The sequence below is a fragment of the Bacillus sp. TL12 genome (genome assembly GCF_022625245.1).
Lineage (GTDB): Bacteria > Bacillota > Bacilli > Bacillales > Bacillaceae_G > Bacillus_A.
In genome coordinates this window covers 136,666-156,449 of sequence record NZ_JAJJBY010000002.1, presented here as the reverse complement: position 1 = coordinate 156,449, position 19,784 = coordinate 136,666, and the positions used below count along the sequence as shown (strand labels likewise).

The window sequence follows — 19,784 nt, the reverse complement described above, 5'->3', positions numbered from 1 at the left end:
TCCGAGGGGGTGAAACGACCGGAGATTCTAGCCGCTAGAGCTGGACATTGCTTTCGCTGAATTTTGAGGTGAGGATCTTGCTGCCCGTTAATGCGGGATAAATCTGAATCTTGACAATCTGTTGAACTGTGATAGATATCACATCTCTATTTGATGCGCTCTCTTATATTGAAAGTAAGCAAGAGAGACGTAATAAAGGAGTGAACAGTATGAAAAAGAAACCTTCAGCATTAATGAAACGTTTAAAATATTTTTCTCCAATAGATCGCTATAACAACAATCATACACAAGAAACGTATGAAGATCGCGAATGGGAAAACGTGTATAGAAAACGCTGGCAACACGATAAAGTCATTCGTTCTACACACGGTGTAAACTGTACTGGTTCTTGTAGCTGGAACATCTACGTAAAGGATGGAATTGTAACTTGGGAAGGCCAAGAGTTAAACTATCCATCAACCGGCCCTGATATGCCAGACTTTGAACCACGAGGATGTCCGCGCGGAGCAAGTTTTTCTTGGTACATTTATAGTCCACTTCGCGTGAAATATCCATATGTACGTGGTGTACTTTGGAATATGTGGCAAGAAGAACTTCAAAACCACAAATCACCGCTAGACGCTTGGAAAAGTATCGTGGAAAATCCTGAAAAAGCACGTGCTTATAAAGGGGCACGTGGTAAAGGCGGATTCATTAGAGCAAATTGGGATGAAGTGTTACAACTTGTGTCTGCTTCTCTACTTTATACGGTAATCAAATATGGCCCAGACCGAAATGTTGGCTTCTCACCAATTCCAGCCATGTCGATGTTAAGCCATGCCGCTGGTAGCCGCTTTATGCAACTCATGGGCGGACCGATGCTTAGTTTCTATGATTGGTACGCTGACCTGCCACCAGCTTCTCCGCAAATTTGGGGTGATCAAACAGATGTTCCAGAAAGTAGTGACTGGTATAACTCTGGTTACATTATGACATGGGGTTCAAACGTACCAATGACAAGAACACCAGATGCTCACTTCTTAGCAGAGGTGCGTTATAAAGGAACGAAAGTTGTTTCCGTAAGCCCTGACTTTGCTGAGTCTACAAAATTTGCTGATGACTGGATTAGCGTAAAACAAGGTACAGACGGAGCTCTTGCAATGGCAATGGGGCACGTCATCTTACAAGAATTTTACGTGGATCAACAAGTAGAATACTTCACAAATTATGCAAAGCAATATACTGACTTCCCGTTCTTTGTCACATTAAAACAACAAGGAGACCAATTTGTTGCAGATCGTTTCTTAAACGCCAGTGATATTGGCCGTGAAACAAAGCTCGGTGAATGGAAACCTGTTCTTTGGAACGATAACACGAACGATTTCGCAACACCTCATGGCACAATGGGGTCACGATGGGATAACGAAAAGAAATGGAACTTACGTTTAGAAGATGAACAAACAGGCGAAAAAATCGATCCACGCCTTTCCTTACTTGGTATGGAAGATGCGGTTGAAACTGTACAAATTCCGTACTTCTCTGATGATGGAAACAAAGTATTAGAACGCACAATTCCAGTGAAAAAAATCAAAACAGAAGATGGCGACATTTTCGTTACAACTGTATACGACTTAACGTTAGCAAACTACGGTGTTAACCGTGGACTTGGCGGGCAAGAACCGAAAGACTTCAATGATGATATGCCATTTACACCAGCATGGCAAGAAAAAATGACCGGCGTAAAACGAGAACTCATTATTCAAATTGCTCGTGAGTTTGCACAAAATGCGGTTGATACAAATGGCCGCTCGATGATTATTGTCGGCGCTGGTATTAACCATTGGTTTAACTCTGATACGATTTACCGCGCAGTTCTAAATCTTGTTCTTCTCGTTGGAGCGCAAGGTGTAAACGGCGGGGGCTGGGCACATTATGTTGGGCAAGAGAAACTACGTCCAGCAGAAGGTTGGCAAACGATCGCAATGGCAAAAGACTGGCAAGGTCCACCGAAACTACAAAACGGTACATCTTTCTTCTATTTCGTAACGGATCAGTGGCGCTATGAAGATACACCAGTTGGGCACCTAGCATCACCAGTTGTCGGCAACTCACGCTATCAACATCACGGTGATTACAATGTATTAGCTGCTCGCCTTGGCTGGCTCCCTTCTTATCCAACATTTGAGAAAAACGGAATTGAATTATATAAAGAAGCTGTCGCTAGTGGCGCAACAACCCAGGAAGAAATCGGAAAATATGTTGCGCAAAAACTAAAAGAAAAAGAACTGAAATTTGCAATTGAAGACCCAGATAACAAAAACAACTTCCCGCGCAACTTATTCGTATGGCGCGCAAACTTAATTTCAAGTTCTGGTAAAGGACATGAATATTTCTTAAAACATCTATTAGGCACAACAAACGGATTAATGAATGATGATAGCGATTCATTACGACCAGAAGAAATAAAATGGCATGAAAAAGCACCTGAAGGGAAACTTGATTTACTCATTAACCTAGATTTCCGTATGGCTGGAACAGCGCTTTATTCTGATATCGTCCTTCCTGCCTCAACTTGGTATGAAAAACATGACTTAAGTAGTACAGATATGCATCCATTCGTGCATCCATTTAATCCAGCAATCGGTTCACCTTGGGAAGCACGCTCTGACTGGGATATTTTCAGCTCTCTTTCTAAAGCAGTATCTAAGTTAGCAACAGAACTTGACCTTGAGCCAATGAAAGAAGTTGTCGCAACACCACTTCTTCATGATACACCACAAGAATTGGCACAGCCGCTTGGCAAGATTAAAGACTGGAGCAAAGGTGAATGCGAACCAATCCCTGGAAAAACAATGCCGCAAATTCATGTTGTGGAGCGGGATTACAAAACGATTTATGACAAAATGACTGCGCTCGGACCAAATGCTGGGAAACAGCCAATCGGTACGAAAGGAATCTCTTGGTCAGCAGAAAAAGAATACGAACAATTAAAGAGTCGATTAGGAGTTATTCGCACTGATTCTATCGCAAAAGGATGCCCTGACATAACAGAAGCAATCAATGCTGCTGAAGCAGTGTTAACCCTTTCTTCTACAACGAATGGTCATATGGCCGTAAAAGCATGGGAAGCTCTTGAAAAACAAACAGATTTAAAGCTTCGTGATTTAGCGGAAGAACGTGAAGAAGAATGCTTCACATTCGAACAAATTACTGCGCAGCCAAAAACGGTAATTACCTCCCCTGCCTTTACGGGTTCTGAAAAAGGTGGACGTCGTTACTCACCATTTACAACAAATGTGGAGCGTCTGATCCCTTGGAGAACGGTAACTGGACGACAATCGTTCTACTTAGATCACGATATGATGAAGGAATTCGGTGAAACAATGGCTACATTTAAGCCAATCTTGCAGCATAAACCGTTCCGTAAATCACGCCCTGAAGTAGAAGGTAAAGAAATTACGTTGAACTATTTAACGCCGCATAATAAGTGGTCGATTCATAGTATGTACTTCGATTCCTTACCGATGTTAACGTTATTCCGCGGCGGTCCAACTGTTTGGATGAACAAAGATGACGCCGCCGAAGCTGGCGTAGCCGATAACGATTGGATCGAATGCTTTAACCGTAACGGCGTTGTTGTAGCGCGTGCCGTTGTAACGCACCGCATACCAAGAGGAATGGCCTTTATGCACCACGCACAAGATCGTCACATTAACGTGCCTGGTACGAAATTAACGAGCAACCGCGGAGGAACGCATAATAGCCCAACACGTATTCACGTGAAACCAACACATATGATTGGTGGATACGGCCAATTAAGCTATGGATTTAACTATTACGGTCCAACTGGCAACCAGCGTGACTTAAACGTCGTAATCCGCAAACTGAAGGAGGTAGATTGGCTTGAAGATTAAAGCGCAAGTCGGAATGGTAATGAACCTAGATAAATGCATCGGCTGCCACACTTGTAGCGTAACATGCAAAAACACCTGGACGAATCGTCCAGGTGCTGAATATATGTATTTCAACAACGTAGAGACAAAACCTGGTATCGGTTATCCAAAACAATGGGAAGATCAAGAAAAGTATAAAGGTGGATGGGAATTAAAGAACGGTGAACTTCAGCTCAAATCCGGTTCTAAAATGAAACGTCTTATGAACATTTTTCATAACCCAGATCAACCTACTATCGATGATTACTTTGAACCTTGGAACTATGATTATGAAACATTAACAAACAGCCCGCAGCGAAAACATCAGCCAGTAGCTCGCCCGAAGTCAGCCATCACTGGCGAGTTTATCGATAAAATTGAATGGGGACCAAACTGGGAAGATGATTTAGCAGGCGGACATATAACAGGATTACAAGATCCGAACGTCAAGAAAATGGAAGAAGAGATTAAAACAGACTTTGAAAATGTCTTTATGATGTATCTCCCTCGCATTTGCGAACATTGTATGAACCCGTCTTGCGTCTCTTCTTGCCCATCTGGTGCGATGTATAAACGTGAAGAAGATGGCATTGTCCTTGTTGACCAAAATGCATGCCGCGCTTGGAGATTCTGTGTATCTTCTTGCCCATATAAAAAGGTGTATTTCAACTGGCAAACAAATAAAGCAGAAAAATGTACAATGTGCTTCCCGCGTATTGAAGCTGGTATGCCAACGATTTGCTCTGAAACATGCGTAGGACGCATTCGTTATATCGGAGTTATGTTATATGACGCTGACAAAGTACAAGAAGCGGCTTCAGTAGAAAACGAAAAAGATTTATATGAATCTCAGCTTACTGTTTTCCTAGATCCAAACGATCCAGAAGTAGCGGCTGAAGCAAAAAAACAAGGTATTCCTGAAGAATGGATTAAAGCTGCTCAAGAGTCACCGATTTATAAAATGATTATTGATTGGAAAATCGCCCTTCCTCTTCATCCAGAGTACAGAACAATGCCAATGGTTTGGTATATTCCACCGCTTAGTCCGATTATGAACATGGTGGAAGGAAAAGGAAGCAACTGGCAAGCAGAAGAAATTTTCCCTGCTATCGATAATATGCGTATTCCAATTCAATATTTAGCTAACTTGCTCACTGCAGGCGATGAATCACACATTCGTCTTACATTGAAAAAAATGGCTGTCATGCGAACACATATGAGAGCACTGCAAATTAATAAAGAACCTGATGAAGCTGTCTTACAAAACTTGGGCTTAACGAAAGAAGATGTAGAAGATATGTACCGTCTTCTTGCTATCGCAAAATATAAAGATCGCTTTGTCATCCCTACGTCTCATCGTGAACAAGTTGCAGATTTATATAGTGAGCAAGGAAGCTGTGGCCTTTCCTTCGCAGGTGGTCCAGGTTCTTGTATGACAATCTCTTAAATAAAGGAGGCAGGCAAATATGAAACAGAGTTTACAAACCGCTTTTTCTTGTTCTTCCTTTCTTCTCTCCTATCCTGAACTAGGTTGGAGAGAAGCTTTACTAGAATTACAGGAAGAGATTCAAACGATTGAACACGAAGAAATCCAAGCATCACTTACAACATTTATAAAACAAGCGCTAGAAAAAACAGACGATCAACTCATTGATTCTTACGTATATACATTCGACTTTGGAAAGAAAACAAATATGTATCTCACTTACATGAACACAGGTGAACAAAGAGAGCGCGGTATTGAATTATTAGAGTTAAAACAGCACTATCAAAAAGCTGGTTTTGCCGTAACAGATAAAGAATTACCTGATTATTTACCACTTCTACTTGAGTTTCTTGCAAACGCGAATGAAGAAGATAGCGAACCGATTATGAGTAAATACACGAAAAATATACAAGCATTGCACGGACAGTTAAAAGAAGCAAATTGTATGTACGAACCAATTCTTGCTGCCATTCTTCTTGCTATCGATGCCTGGGGAGTACAAGCGAATTAGAAAGGAGTGTCGTCAAAATGATGGATCAATTTTTATGGGTGCTATTTCCCTATATCATTTTCGCAATCTTTATCGGCGGACACATTTTCAGATACAACTATGATCAATTTGGATGGACATCAAAATCTAGCGAACTATTAGAAAAGAAAATGCTCCGAATCGGAAGCTTGCTTTTTCACTTTGGCATTATGTTCGTAATCGGTGGACACATCATGGGAATATTAATACCAGAATCTGTATACAGCTCTTTCGGTATTTCTGAGCATATGTATCACATAGTTGCTATCAGCTTCGGTCTTCCAGCAGGGATTGCTTCTATTGTTGGGCTAGTAATTTTAATGTACCGCCGCTTTACAGTAAAACGCATTATCGCAACAAGTACAAAAGGTGACTATGTTGCCCTCGTCCTATTATTCGTTGTAATGTTAGCAGGTCTATCCTCTACGTTTTTAAATATCGATGCAAAAGGATTTGATTATCGTACAACAATTGGCCCATGGTTCCGCAGCCTCTTTGTTTTCCAGCCGAAAGCGGAATATATGGCAGAAGTACCTCTTTGGTTTAAGATTCATATTATTGCAGCGATGGGGCTCTTTGCAACGTGGCCATTTACAAGACTTGTCCATGTCTTTAGCGTTCCTGTGAAATATTTACGACGTAGCTATGTTATTTATCGTAAAAGACAGCCTGTCGGATCTAGCAAAATAAAAATGTAATAGAAAAATAGCACCTATCCTATAGAAATAAGATAGGTGCTATTTTATCTGTCTGCTAATCTTCCATATTCACTTTACTACTTGTTCGGATTCCAGGCACCATTACTTTCAAAATAGTACTTTGCTCCATTAATTAACTGCCAACCTGTTTGCATTGCTCCACTTCCATTGAAGTAGTACCATTTTCCATCAATTGCTTGCCAACCCGTTTGCATTGCTCCATTCCCACCTAAGTAGTACCATGCTCCACCAATTGCTTGCCAGCCTGTTTGCATTGCTCCACTTCCACCTAAGTAGTACCACTTTCTATCAATTGCTTGCCAACCTGTTTGCATTGCTCCACTTCCATCAAAGTAGTACCATACTCCATTTACTTGTTGCCAGCCTGTTTGCATTGCTCCGTTTCCACCAAAGTAGTACCACGCGCTTCCTACTTGTTGCCAGCCTCTAGCTTTTGTACCATTTTGATCATAGAAATACCATTTTCCATTCACTTGTGTCCATTTGTCATGATAATGGTATTCTCCCGTTTCCAGTCCATATTTCCCGCAGTTTGTCCGACAGTGATGCCCACCATTTTTATCCAATCCACCAGGACTGGCATAGGCAGCTGTCGTTGATCCCATCACAGTTAACCCCACTGCCATAGCTAAAATTTTCATATTCTTTTTCATAAATCCCCATCCCCTTTTCTCCCTATCTATGTATCTATCAAGCATTATTATATGATAACTGAATGATATTAATAAAGATTAATTTTCATATATTAGGCCATCCAACTCTTTATCTATTGAATGATTTCTCTACAAAATTATTCGATTATAACAATAGCTTCTTTGTCAAAAATGATGTGGACGAGGTACCTTGTCTATCTCGTCTACATTTCATATTACAAATCAGTAGTTTTTACCAACTACCTTTTTCTATTTTTTAACACAAGGAACTCTACTTGTTGCCTAACATTAAAACAAATTTGTGCAATATATAAAGTGAAACTTCAATCAGTGGGGGTTTTCTCCATCCCCCACTGATTGTTAGCCCTCACCAATCGGGCTTTTATGGGCTGTTTATCTCCCACCTAAACTTCTTCGCATTTTCTTAAGTTTTGAAGTGGGAGTATTACAGCCTGTTAATGCGGGATAAAAATCGTTGCGAGTATCCTCTCATGTTGTTATCCTGTTTTCCTTGTAAACGAAGCATACGAAAACGATGATATGTTATAAGTATGTGAAAAACCCCCTGCTTTTGACAGGGGGTTTTCCTATAAACCTGGCGCTGAATCAAAATCATCCGTATTCGGTGCAGCCTGCAAAGTACCAACTGACCTTGCACTTGAATCATTATTTGCATCAGTTCCTACTTGTGCCCCTCTCGTATATGTCGTCGTTACCGTATCTCCTGGTCTTAAACAAAGCTTCGTTGTTGTTCCAATAACTGTCACAACATCAATACAAGTTGGTCCTGTCGAACCGCTATACATTTTAGATGCAGTAAATGAATTATCCCTCAAATTGTCTCCTGTAAATAAATTCCCATAATTATTCACAATCACAAATTCTTTAATATTAGCAGGCATTTCTATTCAACCTTTCTATCAGGAACCTAATGTCACTTCACTTGTCTCTAAAGGAGGAATAAATACCGTCCCTCTTGGTACAACTGCTGGCATACGTTTTCCATTTAGGAAAGTAGCAAAACTTGAACCTCCAGCACCAGTGTATACCTTCGCTACAGTAACTGGTTCAATGTTATAACAATCACCTACATTTACTGCCCCTTGATTATTTATAATTTTTATTCTACGAAGAAATGCGCTCATAAGTCCCCCCCCTGTAAGAAATTGATTCTTTTGTACACTGTATGCAAAAGAAAAAAACTTGAAACAGACACGTTTCAAGTTTTAAGCATAAATTATTGAATTTCACCTTCATATTGCAGCATACCGCCGATCATATTCACCGTTTTAAAGCCTTGCTCATTTAAATAATGGCACACATTTTCACTGCGCATTCCTGATCTACAAATAAAAATATATTCATTTTCTTTATCAAAGAATTCCACTTTATTTGGAATATCACCCATTTTAATATGTACAGCTTCTGGAATTTTTCCTTGTGCTACTTCCTCATCTTCACGTACATCTACTAAAAATAACGTTTCTCCATTTTCTAAACGCTTTTGTACTTCTTCTGTTGTAATTGTTTTTACTTCAGTCATATTCACAATTCCTCCTTATATACAATAAAACTTTAAGCAATAATTTTTTTAGCAATCTATTCATCACCAATTTTAGCATGCAAAAGTACGAACGCAAAGAATTGAAGCTTCTTACATTTTTATTTTTTCTCAACACAATTGCAATTTAATCTATTTACAAATCTAGCTTTTACATTGTATCCTCAATATACTTGTTTTACGAAAGGAGTCGATTGACATGACATTTTTTCTTTTCATTATAAGTCTCATTTTTTTAATTCTCGCTATCATTTCAATTGGTATATTTAATAAAAGAAAACCTACACCATCTTCTCAAGAGCGATCATTCATTTATTTATTAATCAGTATTGCCTGTCTTGGATTATGTATTGCAACATACGTCTTCCGTTTAAAAATCACCTAAAAAAAGGTGCCAGCTTAGCGACTTGCACCTTTTCTTTTACACACGGCTAGACACTCTTCTCCCTAAAAACTCATCTATTTTCTTTTCAAATAAATGAATATCTACTACACCAGCCATATGGCCATTTATACTTTCAATCTCATAAACTTCCACATACTTGCCTTGTTTTCTAAGTACCTCTACCATTTGATAATTATAACGAGAAGGTTGTAGCAAATCTTGCTTACAAGGGATCATAAGCACATCCGCTTCTATTTGAAAAAGTGCTTCTTCTAAAGAAGAAAAACCATGAGCAAGGTCATGCAATAATGTTGCCTTTGCTGTATACATCCATGAATTTGCATCGACAAAAGCGATGTTTTGAAGTGTCAATGTATCTATATTTTGTTCAAATGATGTCTGCGCTGAGAAACTCTCATAATCTGCGGCTTCTATGCTATTACGCGGAAATGTCGTTTCATAATAATGAGCATCAAATGCATTTATAAACATCATCTTACCAGCCAAATGTAATCCTTTTGTCGGTTGTTCCTCCCCATAATTTCCACCATTCCACTTCGGATCTAACTGAATAGCTTCAATCGCATTTTGCAATACATTCACCGATGTCACAACCGGATTTTGCGGGTTTGTAATGACCCCAATCATTCTCTCTACCATATGCGGATAATGAACAGCCCACTGCTGCGCAATCATTCCTCCAGCCGATGGGCCTATGACAGCATGCAGTCTTGTAATTCCCATTGCCTTCACTAATTCGTATTGCACACGTGCTACATCTAAAAATGTAAATACCGGAAATTCCATTCCATATTCAAATCCTGTTATTGGATTAATTGACTTTGGACCTGTTGTAATCACATAAGGATTTTTCACTTGTACATTACAAAGATTATCGGTACATATCACAAAATAACGGTCTGTATCAATCGCTTTCCCTGGCCCAATCAGTCCATCCCACCAACCAGGAATGATATCTTGTTCCGTATATTTTCCTGCCGCATGGCTCGTTGCACTAAAATAATGACAGACTAAAATCACATTTGATTTTTCTTTATTTAACTTACCGTACGTTTCATATCCAATCTGAACAGGAATCTTTCTTCCATTTTCAAATGTGAATTCTTTAAAATGGAAGCTTTCCTTTTTCACTTGTAGCATAAATTTTCCCTCCATTGTAAATACGTCATTATATATCAATCTTCCATAACAAATCGATTCCGTTTACCAAAACAATTATACGTTTCCAAAAGAAACCCTTCTTTTAACAAAAAGGATTTTCGTTCCCACTTGAACATGTGCATAATATACAAAATAAACCACAAACTAACATTATCTTACATAAATTAAAGAGGGACTACTTATGATATGGAAATGGTTTAGAAAGGAAAAAAAATCAAATAAAACAGGCTTAGAAGAACAGAATCACACTACTGAAAAAGAGAATCCTACACAAGGAAAGCAACATCAGGCTGCTAAACAAGACGTACAAACACAAAACAAGCAACACCAAACTGGTCAAACTGCTAAACAAGACACTCACACACAAAGCAAGCAACATCAAGCTGCTAAACAAGACACTCACACACAAAAAAAACAACATCAGGCTACTCAAATTACTAAACAAGACACTCATGCACAAAGTAATAATAGAAATAGCATTTATGATTTCAGTAAACCTGAGAAAGAAAAAATTCACTCTCTTCAAGATTTATTAGAAAACCTAAAAGCATCTAGTGATTTTGTTAGTTATCACACGTCAGATGATGAAACAATGCCATACTGGATCTCCTATTATCGCCCATCACTTGATGGAGAAAAGCTGCAAAAATATTTAATGCCAGCTTTATTAGAGCGGACCTGCTCTACATTAGAAGAATTGAAAGAACATATTCCGATGAGCGGAATTACGATTACAAATGATCTTCAAAAAATCGAGGATATGGTATTAAAAGGACACGCTATCGTACAGCTACATAAACAAGATCAAAAATGTATCTTAGCAAATATCACAATTGATAATTATCGGGCGCCATCTATTCCATTAAATGAATCGACAGTTATTGGTCCACAAGAGGGATTTGTAGAAGATATTGATACCAATATTAACTTAGTACGTAAACGCCTTCCAGTGTTAGCACTACAAACAAAGGAAGTTATCATTGGAACATTCTCTAAAACAAAAGTTGTCATCATGTATTTAGAGAATCTTGCTGAAAAAGACAGTGTTGATTATTTAGAAGAATCACTTCGTGCAATTGAATACGACCAAATTAACGACAGCTCCTATATCCAAGAATTGATGGGAGAAAAATCTATTTTCCCGTTATTTATTAATACAGAGCGTACGGACCGAGTAACAACGGCACTAATCGATGGAAAAATTGCTATTTTTACGGATGGTTCACCGAGCGTCTTACTTACTCCTGTTTCATACTTTGATTTTTTCGTTTCGCCAGAGGATTATAACGTATCTTGGCTATACGCTACGTTCTCAAGATTTTTACGGCTTATAGCTGTTCTATTTTCTATCTGTGCAACACCTCTATATGTTGCCATTTTAAGTTACCATTACGAATTAATTCCGAGCGATCTACTCGAAACATTAATTTTATCAAGAGCACAAGTTCCATTCCCTCCCTTAATAGAAGCTCTCTTTCTAGAACTTGCTATTGATTTACTAAGAGAGGCGGGTGCAAGACTACCAATGAAAGTAGGTCAAACACTCGGTATTGTAGGTGGTATTGTAATTGGACAAGCATCAGTAGAAGCAGGATTAACAAGTAACATTTTATTAATTATTGTCGCTTTATCCGCATTAGCTTCTTTTATCACACCAATTTACAAGATGGGGAATGCAATTCGCTTGCTACGATTTCCATTCCTTTTATTTGCAGAATTAGGGGGACTATTAGGAATTTCACTTGGATTTATTTTTTTATTTACCCATCTTTTCAGACTGTCTTCTTTACGAAAACCGTACGCGCTCTTTTATCCAGCAAGGCAACAAGCATTAAAAGACTCTTGGATTCGGTTTCCGTTATCTATGATTGATACAAGAGATATTCAAGCGAGGCCACAACACGTAAAAAAATCAGCAAATGGGATTTCAACAAAACATACATCTGATTTTGATGAATAAAAAAGCGAGGTGCATATATGAGTAAAGTCAAAACAAAATATCAAATATCCCCTATCTTTGTTTTCTTTTTAGTTCATAGTGCACAATTCGGTGCTGGCGTTCTCGGATTTGCTCGAATTATCGCGAAGGCGGCTGGATACGATGGGTGGATAGGCGTTCTTATAATTGGCATTATCATTCATCTTCTCGTTTGGATGATGTATTACGTATTAAGAAATACAGAAGGAAACATAATAGACATTCATCAGCAAACCTTTGGAAAGTGGCTTGGTAATGCTATTAACATTGTACTCATGCTGTATTTTCTTCTTGTCAGTATATCTGTTGTCCGAACGTATGTTGAAATTATTCAAGTGTGGATGTTTCCAACTGCGTCTACTTGGATGCTAACCATCTTTTTTTGCTTATTAGGTTATTACATCATTTCATCAGGATTTCGAGTCCTTACCGGTATCTGTGTAATCTCTGTCGGCGGAACGCTTGGATATATTTTTCTTAGTCTCTTTATTTTGAAATACGCACATTGGGAAAATCTACTCCCTATCTTTTCGCATTCGTTTCAAGATATTTTAAAAGCCGCAAACTTATCAATTTATAGTATGACAGGCTTTGAAATTCTTCTTATGATCTATCCGTTTGTGAAGAGACCTGAAAAATCTCATAAATATGCACAATATGGTGTATTATTCTCTAACGTTTTGTATTTATTTAGTACGATTTTAGCGTTCGCTTTTTTTAGTGAAAAACAATTATTAAAAACGATTTGGTCTCAGTTAGCAATGACACAAGTTATTAAATTACCTTTTATCGAACGTTTAGAGTATATTGCAATCTCAGGCTATGCTCTTGTCATTATTACGAGTTTTCTTCTTCCTTTGTGGGCTGCTACAAGGGGAACGCACGAAATCTTTCATGTGAAGCAAAAATATGTTTTACTTTCTTTCATGTTCATTACAATTATTGTGTCGCAACTTTTAACAAACAGGCATGATATTAACGATTTCATTAGTCATTCTTCCAAAGTTAGCTTTTGGCTTATCTATGTGTATATCCCAATCTTATTTCTTATTGTGTGGGTGAAAAGAAGATGGAAAAAATCAAGAAAAAACTAATGCTCCTTTCTTGTATTTGTCTGCTCAGTCTAACTGGCTGCTTACAAAAAAATATCATTGATGACGTACATTTAATTCAAGGTGCTGTTTTTGATTCAGCAAAAGATGATAAAGTAAAAGTAACCTTTGTTTGTCCGGTGCAACAAAAAGGGAATAAAGTACAAGTCTTTGAAGGAGTCGGTAATGCTGTCAAACAGGTAAAATCTAATTCTTCTTTAGAGTCGTCTCAACCATTTGTAAGCGGACAAATGCGTGTTGCTTTATTTACTACAAAAATTGCAAAAAAAGGATTAGCTACTACCTTTGATACATTGCTTCGCGATGTAACGATCGGGAACTCATTATATGTTGGATTATTAGAAGGGAATGGCCTCGAGCTATTAACAGGAAAATATACAACTTCTGCTAATGTAGCGATCTATATAAAGAAAATGTTAGAGCATAGCATGAAAACTGGTTCTGTACCAACTGATAACTTATATTTAGGAGCATTCCGATATTATCGAGATGGCCAGGACTACTTTATTCCTGTTCTCAAAAAAAGCAAAGATAAAATCAAAATTACTGGTATCGCTCTTTTCAAGAAAGATAAATATATCGAAAAAATTAATCAACAAGATATGTTTGTTTTTAAAGGATTGTTAGAAAAGCACCGATTGGACTCACACGAATTTAAAAGTAATGATGGGTATGTAATGATTAATAATATACATTCCAAACCAACATACATTGTAAATATAAAAGATGGAAAGCCTTCCTTTCTAATTAAAGTCAAAATGGAGGCACGCATTTTAGAACTTTCAAAACAAATAAATCTAGATAATAAAAAGAACACCAAAAAAATAGCAAAAGAAGTGGAAAAACAACTAGATGCCAAAGCTGCAAAACTGATTAAAAAATTTAAATCTCTAGATGTTGATCCACTTGGACTTGGAGCTAAATATAGACAACACTATCGACCATTCAAATTAGAAGAGTGGCAAAAAATGTATAAAGATACTCCCGTTACAGTAAAGTATAAAGTTGATATTACAAACTCAGGTGTAATCGAATAATATGAAATATAGCATCCTCAAAATGTAAGATTATGATTGAACTCCTCGCTCCGGCATGGTACAACGGAGAGAGGAGTTTTTAAATTACTTACAGAGAGAAAAAAGATATTTACGGGGGAGCTTATGTCTAAAAAGTTAGTAAAGCCTATTTTATATGGTATCCTATTTCTCAGCGTCTTTTTATTTGCTCATACATACTTAAAAAATGTTTCCTTTGTACGTTATTTACTTGTCGTCGTACCCATGCTACTGGTGGGGATGTTTGGGATTGATCTTGTTTTGTCATTTTTAATAAAGAAAGAGGAGTAGGGAAGGAACATCTTATGAATAAGATGTTCCTCCCTTTTTATGTTACAATGAAACTCGGCACAAAACGAGAAAGGATGAAACAACATGACAAACGAAAAGGGTTTAGATAAAGGATACGAACTTGTTGCAAAAATGCACGAAGTATTCGGACATCCTGTTACAAATGTACCAACTAAATTAACGGAAGAACGTGCAAAGATTCGCGCAAGCTTTATGCAAGAAGAATTAGAAGAATTTTTAGAAGCAGATACTGTAGAAGATCAGTACGATGCATTAATTGATCTTATTTATTTCGCATTCGGAACGTTTGCAGAAATGGGAGTTCGTCCTGATAGAGGCTTTGAAATTGTAAATAATGCAAATATGGCGAAACTATTCCCAGATGGAAAGCCACGCTTCCGCGAAGGAGACGGCAAAATTTTAAAACCAGAAGGCTGGCAAGCACCAGAACCACAACTTCGTGCTGAAATTGAGCGCCAGCGCCAAGAAGCATTGGCTAAAGCAGGGAAATAAATAGAGCAGTCGATATATGATGAAAAAGGAGCTATCTTGCTATAAAGATAGCTCCTTTTTGCTTATTTTTTCTTTTTCTCTACCGGTTGGCTTTGTTTAGCGAAATTAGATGAATCATCGAAATTCGGTTGCTTTTTACCAGCATTATTACTTCTACCTTTTCCCATATGTACACCCCCTCTACTACTTACTATTCCCAAAATAAAAAATCACCTTGCTTCCAAGAGAATTTTTTCAGTTGTCTCTAAAAAAAGAGCAGTCCTTTTGAGGACTGCTCTTTCGTATTAGTTTGCAACGATATTAACAAGCTTTCCAGGAACAACAATTACTTTACGAACTGTTTTCCCTTCGATTTGTTCTTTAATTGCCTCAAGTGCAAGTTGTTCCATTTCTTCTTTTGATGCGTCTTTTTTCATTGTTAGTTTTGCGCGAACTTTACCCATAACTTGAACAACGATTTCAACTTCATCTTCTACAAGTTTAGACTCATCAAATGTTGGCCAACTTGCATATGTGATTGTTTCAGTGTATCCAAGTTTGCTCCATAGTTCTTCCCCGATATGAGGTGCAACTGGTGCAATCATTTTTACGAAACCTTCTACATATTCTTTCGGAAGCGTTTCAGCTTTGTATGCATCGTTGATGAATACCATCATTTGAGAAATCGCTGTGTTGAAGCGAAGCTCTGCATAGTCTTCTGTAACTTTCTTCACTGTTTGATGGTAAGCTTTTTCAAGATCTTTGTTTGGTGCATCAGTAATTTTCTCACTTAATTCACCGTTATCTTGAACGAATAGGCGCCATACGCGGTCTAGGAAACGACGAGCTCCGTCAAGACCATTTTCAGACCAAGCAATTGAAGCATCTAATGGTCCCATAAACATTTCGTATAGACGAAGTGTATCTGCACCGTGGCTTGCTACGATATCATCAGGGTTTACAACGTTACCTTTTGATTTACTCATTTTCTCGTTGTTTTCACCTAAGATCATACCTTGGTTGAATAATTGTTGGAACGGCTCTTTCGTTGGAACTACACCGATATCATATAATACTTTATGCCAGAAACGAGCGTATAGTAAGTGAAGTACAGCGTGCTCCGCTCCGCCGATATAAATATCAACTGGAAGCCATTGTTTTACTTTTTCAGGATCTACAAGTGCTTCGCTATTGTTTGGATCGATGTAGCGTAGGTAGTACCAGCAGCTACCAGCCCATTGTGGCATTGTGTTTGTTTCACGACGACCTTTTTTACCAGTCTCAGGATCAACAACATTTACCCACTCTTCAATGTTAGCTAGTGGTGATTCACCTGTACCTGAAGGGCGGATGTTATCTGTTTTCGGAAGAACTAATGGTAATTCTTCTTCTTTCACAGCTGTCATTGTGCCATCTTCCCAGTGGATTACTGGAATTGGCTCACCCCAGTAACGTTGACGGCTAAATAACCAGTCACGTAGACGGTACGTTACTTTTTGATTTCCTGCGCTCGTCACTTCAAGCCATTCAATCATTTTTGCGATTGCTTCTTCTTTATTTAAACCATCAAGGAATGCTGAGTTTACGTGTGCACCATCACCTGTGTACACTTCTTTTGTAATGTCTCCGCCTTTTACAACTTCCTTCATTGGAAGATTGAATACTGATGCGAATTCATAGTCACGCTCATCATGAGCTGGAACTGCCATTACAGCACCTGTTCCATAAGTTGCAAGAACATAGTCAGCGATCCAGATTGGTAATTTCTCACCGTTCACTGGGTTTACTGCATAAGCACCAGTGAATACACCAGTTTTCTCTTTCGCAAGTTCTGTACGCTCTAGGTCACTCTTCATTTTTACAGCATTAATGTAAGCTTCTACCGCTTCTTTTTGTTCTGCTGTTGTAATTTCTGCAACAAGTGCATGTTCCGGAGCAAGTACACAGTATGTTGCACCAAATAGTGTATCAGGGCGCGTTGTGAAAACTGTGAATTTCTCATCTGTACCATCGATATTGAAATGTACTTCTGCACCTTCAGAACGACCGATCCAGTTACGTTGCATGTCTTTTAAGCTTTCTGGCCAATCTAGATCTTCTAGATCTTCTAATAGACGGTCTCCGTAAGCAGTAATTTTTAACATCCATTGTCTCATCGGACGACGCTCAACTGGATGTCCACCGCGCTCACTCTTACCATCGATTACTTCTTCATTTGCAAGTACTGTACCAAGCGCTGGGCACCAGTTTACAGGTACTTCATCAACGTAAGCTAAGCCTTTTTCAAATAGTTTTAAGAAAATCCATTGTGTCCATTTGTAGTAGTTTGGATTTGTTGTATTTACTTCACGATCCCAATCATAAGAGAAACCTAATGATTTAATTTGGTTACGGAACGTGTTAATGTTTTTCTCTGTAAATTCAGCTGGGCTGTTTCCCGTATCAAGTGCATATTGCTCTGCCGGAAGACCGAATGCATCCCATCCCATTGGATGAAGAACATTATATCCTTGCATACGTTTCATACGAGATAAAATATCCGTTGCTGTATATCCTTCTGGATGTCCTACGTGCAGGCCAGCACCTGATGGATATGGGAACATATCTAGTGCATAAAATTTTGGTTTTTCTGTCTCATCTGGCGTGCGGAATGTTTTATTTTCTTCCCAATACGCTTGCCACTTCTTCTCAATTTCTTGATGATTAAAGCTCATGAGATATCCTCCATTCAAGTTATATTTATTTTCACCGCCTAAAATACAAAAAACCTCTCATCCCTAGAAAGGGACGAGAGGTTATAGATTCCCGCGGTACCACCCTAAATTAATGTAATAAAAGATGTTCGAAACGTCCGGTAAAGGTCGTTAAACAAGTATCAATCTATACATTCGCTTAGATCCATAACGTGGATAAACGGCAATTGCTACTTTAGTTCACAACTGCAACTCAAAGGCGAGTTCATAACGAAACGTGGATTGACTTGCACCAACCGTCAACTCTCTAAACCAGCTTCTATTACTACTACTCCTTCTCACTGTTATTACAAATATAAGTTAATTTAAATATATTCTAAAACATGTTACATGTTCCGTCAAACTAAACTGCAATTTTTTCTTCTACTGTTTCTTCGACTTTTACTCGTTTGTCATACATGCTCGTTGCGATAAGCGCTACTACAAGCATGACCATGATTGCGATAAACAATACTTCCATATTGTATAAGTCAACAATTGCTCCGCCAACAACTGGTCCAAACATCTTCCCAACAGTCGCTGCACTATTTACAACACCTTGGTAAAAACCGAGCTTATCATTTGGTGCAAGGATGTTTGCAATCGTTGGAACCGCTGGCCATACAAATAGTTCACCAATTGTTAGTGTCACCATTGCGACAAGGAACATTGTAAATTCCTGCGCTTGACTAAGTACGATAAATGACACTGCAAAAATACCGATTCCGATCATAATTTGTTGCTTTAAAGAACGCTTCATCGCACGAATAATCATACTTACAAGTGGCTGCGCACAAACAATCATCGCCCCGTTTATCGTCCACAATAAACTATAATGACGAAGACTAATATTTAATTCCTGCATATGCGTCGCAATCGCGCCTTGCCATTGTACATATGTAACCCAGCATAAAGCATATGCTACACATACGATAAGAAGCGCCTTGAACCCTGGTGTAAGCGACCAACCTTTTTCCATTTTAACCGCTGTTTGTACACTTTTTTCTTTCGTATCTTCCATACCACGGAATCCAATAAAAGCAATTAAGAAGAAAATAAAGTATAAAATAAAGTTCGCTAAGAAAATATAATCAAAACGATACGAAGCGACTAAACCACCACACGCTGTCCCAACAGCGATTCCGACATTTTGACCAACGTACATTGCATTAAACGCTCTTCTTCCGCCCTCTGGCCAAACCGTACCAACCATCGCATACATCGATGGAAAGACCATTCCAGAACCTAAGCCAATTAATGCAAGCCACACAACATAAAGTGGCCATCCATGAAAGAACACAAGACCTAGAATCGATACGAGTGTAATGACAATCCCAACTAAAATCGACTTATATCCGCCCCACTTATCAAATAAAACACCGCCGAGTAAATTACCAATTACACCAGTAAGTGAGTTAATCATCAACACCATCCCGGCCACAGATAGAGACTTCCCTAAATGATCATGTAAATAAATTGTATTAAAAGGCCATAAAAAAGAAGCACCCGTGACATTAATAATCATCCCAGCTACTAATAGCCATACTTTCCTTGGCATAGTTTCCCCTCCTATTCTGTTGTTTTTCGTTCTTATATATAACAGTAAAATTGTAGTCGTTTTTATATAGGAAGGCAACTGATTAATAGTTGGTGAAATTCAGATAATGGTATATAAAACAAAATCCGCCTCTACATAAA

The 19,784-nt window shown here is 38.3% G+C and carries 17 protein-coding genes and 1 other annotated feature; of the genes, 10 read left to right on the top strand and 7 right to left on the bottom strand.

Annotation, left to right across the window (positions count from 1 at the left end; genetic code table 11):
• Nucleotides 1-209: 209 nt before the first annotated feature.
• From LOK41_RS02755 to narI, 4 genes are read left to right on the top strand one after another with little or no spacing between them, the layout of a single operon-like run.
• The gene (locus LOK41_RS02755) at nt 210-3,893 is read left to right on the top strand and encodes a nitrate reductase subunit alpha (RefSeq protein WP_241815072.1); all 3,684 of its coding nucleotides are present in this window, start codon (nt 210-212) and stop codon (nt 3,891-3,893) included.
• The gene (gene narH / locus LOK41_RS02750; protein WP_241815071.1) at nt 3,883-5,358 is read left to right on the top strand and encodes a nitrate reductase subunit beta; all 1,476 of its coding nucleotides are present in this window, start codon (nt 3,883-3,885) and stop codon (nt 5,356-5,358) included. Before LOK41_RS02755 ends, narH begins: the two co-directional genes overlap by 11 nt.
• A gap of 19 nt (nt 5,359-5,377) precedes the next feature.
• Complete coding sequence (gene narJ / locus LOK41_RS02745; protein ID WP_241815070.1) at nt 5,378-5,908, top strand: nitrate reductase molybdenum cofactor assembly chaperone; 531 nt, start codon at nt 5,378-5,380, stop codon at nt 5,906-5,908.
• A 17-nt stretch (nt 5,909-5,925) separates the two neighbouring features.
• Nucleotides 5,926-6,624 (top strand): respiratory nitrate reductase subunit gamma, encoded by a 699-nt coding sequence (narI, locus tag LOK41_RS02740; protein ID WP_241815069.1) that lies wholly within the window; start codon nt 5,926-5,928, stop codon nt 6,622-6,624.
• A gap of 77 nt (nt 6,625-6,701) precedes the next feature.
• Here the strand turns inward: narI and LOK41_RS02735 are convergent, their stop codons facing one another.
• From LOK41_RS02735 to LOK41_RS02720, 4 genes are all read right to left on the bottom strand, one after another.
• Nucleotides 6,702-7,298: a YHYH domain-containing protein gene (locus LOK41_RS02735; protein WP_241815068.1), complete on the bottom strand. Its 597-nt coding sequence runs from the start codon at nt 7,296-7,298 to the stop codon at nt 6,702-6,704.
• 587 nt (nt 7,299-7,885) lie between these two features.
• Entirely contained in the window at nt 7,886-8,200 is a 315-nt protein-coding gene (locus LOK41_RS02730) for a hypothetical protein (RefSeq protein ID WP_241815067.1), read from the bottom strand.
• An 18-nt stretch (nt 8,201-8,218) separates the two neighbouring features.
• Entirely contained in the window at nt 8,219-8,443 is a 225-nt protein-coding gene (locus tag LOK41_RS02725; RefSeq protein WP_241815066.1) for a spore germination protein, read from the bottom strand.
• 92 nt (nt 8,444-8,535) lie between these two features.
• The gene (locus LOK41_RS02720; RefSeq protein ID WP_241815065.1) at nt 8,536-8,841 is read right to left on the bottom strand and encodes a rhodanese-like domain-containing protein; all 306 of its coding nucleotides are present in this window, start codon (nt 8,839-8,841) and stop codon (nt 8,536-8,538) included.
• 217 nt (nt 8,842-9,058) lie between these two features.
• Here LOK41_RS02720 and LOK41_RS02715 point away from each other — a divergent pair, with 217 nt between their 5' ends.
• On the top strand, nt 9,059-9,244 hold the full coding sequence (locus LOK41_RS02715; protein ID WP_241815064.1) for a hypothetical protein: 186 nt from the start codon (nt 9,059-9,061) through the stop codon (nt 9,242-9,244).
• Nucleotides 9,245-9,280: 36 nt separating this feature from the next.
• On the opposite strand, the gene LOK41_RS02710 is transcribed toward LOK41_RS02715, so the two are convergent.
• Nucleotides 9,281-10,405 carry a homoserine O-acetyltransferase family protein gene (locus tag LOK41_RS02710; protein ID WP_241815063.1) on the bottom strand — a complete coding sequence of 375 codons (1,125 nt, stop codon included), beginning with the start codon at nt 10,403-10,405 and terminating at the stop codon, nt 9,281-9,283.
• Nucleotides 10,406-10,607: 202 nt separating this feature from the next.
• Here LOK41_RS02710 and LOK41_RS02705 point away from each other — a divergent pair, with 202 nt between their 5' ends.
• The 5 genes from LOK41_RS02705 to LOK41_RS02685 all read left to right on the top strand — a co-directional run bounded on the left by LOK41_RS02705 (nt 10,608) and on the right by LOK41_RS02685 (nt 15,375).
• The gene (locus tag LOK41_RS02705) at nt 10,608-12,386 is read left to right on the top strand and encodes a spore germination protein (RefSeq protein ID WP_241815062.1); all 1,779 of its coding nucleotides are present in this window, start codon (nt 10,608-10,610) and stop codon (nt 12,384-12,386) included.
• A gap of 17 nt (nt 12,387-12,403) precedes the next feature.
• Nucleotides 12,404-13,498 carry a spore germination protein gene (locus tag LOK41_RS02700; RefSeq protein WP_241815061.1) on the top strand — a complete coding sequence of 365 codons (1,095 nt, stop codon included), beginning with the start codon at nt 12,404-12,406 and terminating at the stop codon, nt 13,496-13,498.
• Nucleotides 13,474-14,553, top strand: a complete 1,080-nt coding sequence (locus tag LOK41_RS02695; protein WP_241815060.1) for a Ger(x)C family spore germination protein — start codon at nt 13,474-13,476, stop codon at nt 14,551-14,553. The genes LOK41_RS02700 and LOK41_RS02695 overlap by 25 nt, the downstream gene beginning before the upstream one ends.
• A 123-nt stretch (nt 14,554-14,676) precedes the next feature.
• Nucleotides 14,677-14,862: a hypothetical protein gene (locus LOK41_RS02690; protein WP_241815059.1), complete on the top strand. Its 186-nt coding sequence runs from the start codon at nt 14,677-14,679 to the stop codon at nt 14,860-14,862.
• A gap of 84 nt (nt 14,863-14,946) precedes the next feature.
• Nucleotides 14,947-15,375, top strand: coding sequence for a pyrophosphohydrolase domain-containing protein (locus LOK41_RS02685; RefSeq protein WP_241815058.1), 429 nt, complete (start codon nt 14,947-14,949; stop codon nt 15,373-15,375).
• 284 nt (nt 15,376-15,659) lie between these two features.
• Here the strand turns inward: LOK41_RS02685 and leuS are convergent, their stop codons facing one another.
• Nucleotides 15,660-18,068 (bottom strand): leucine--tRNA ligase, encoded by a 2,409-nt coding sequence (leuS, locus tag LOK41_RS02680; protein WP_241815057.1) that lies wholly within the window; start codon nt 18,066-18,068, stop codon nt 15,660-15,662.
• A gap of 66 nt (nt 18,069-18,134) precedes the next feature.
• Nucleotides 18,135-18,398, bottom strand: a binding site (T-box leader).
• A gap of 52 nt (nt 18,399-18,450) precedes the next feature.
• Nucleotides 18,451-19,644, bottom strand: a complete 1,194-nt coding sequence (locus LOK41_RS02675) for an MDR family MFS transporter (RefSeq protein WP_241815056.1) — start codon at nt 19,642-19,644, stop codon at nt 18,451-18,453.
• Nucleotides 19,645-19,784 lie beyond the last annotated feature (140 nt).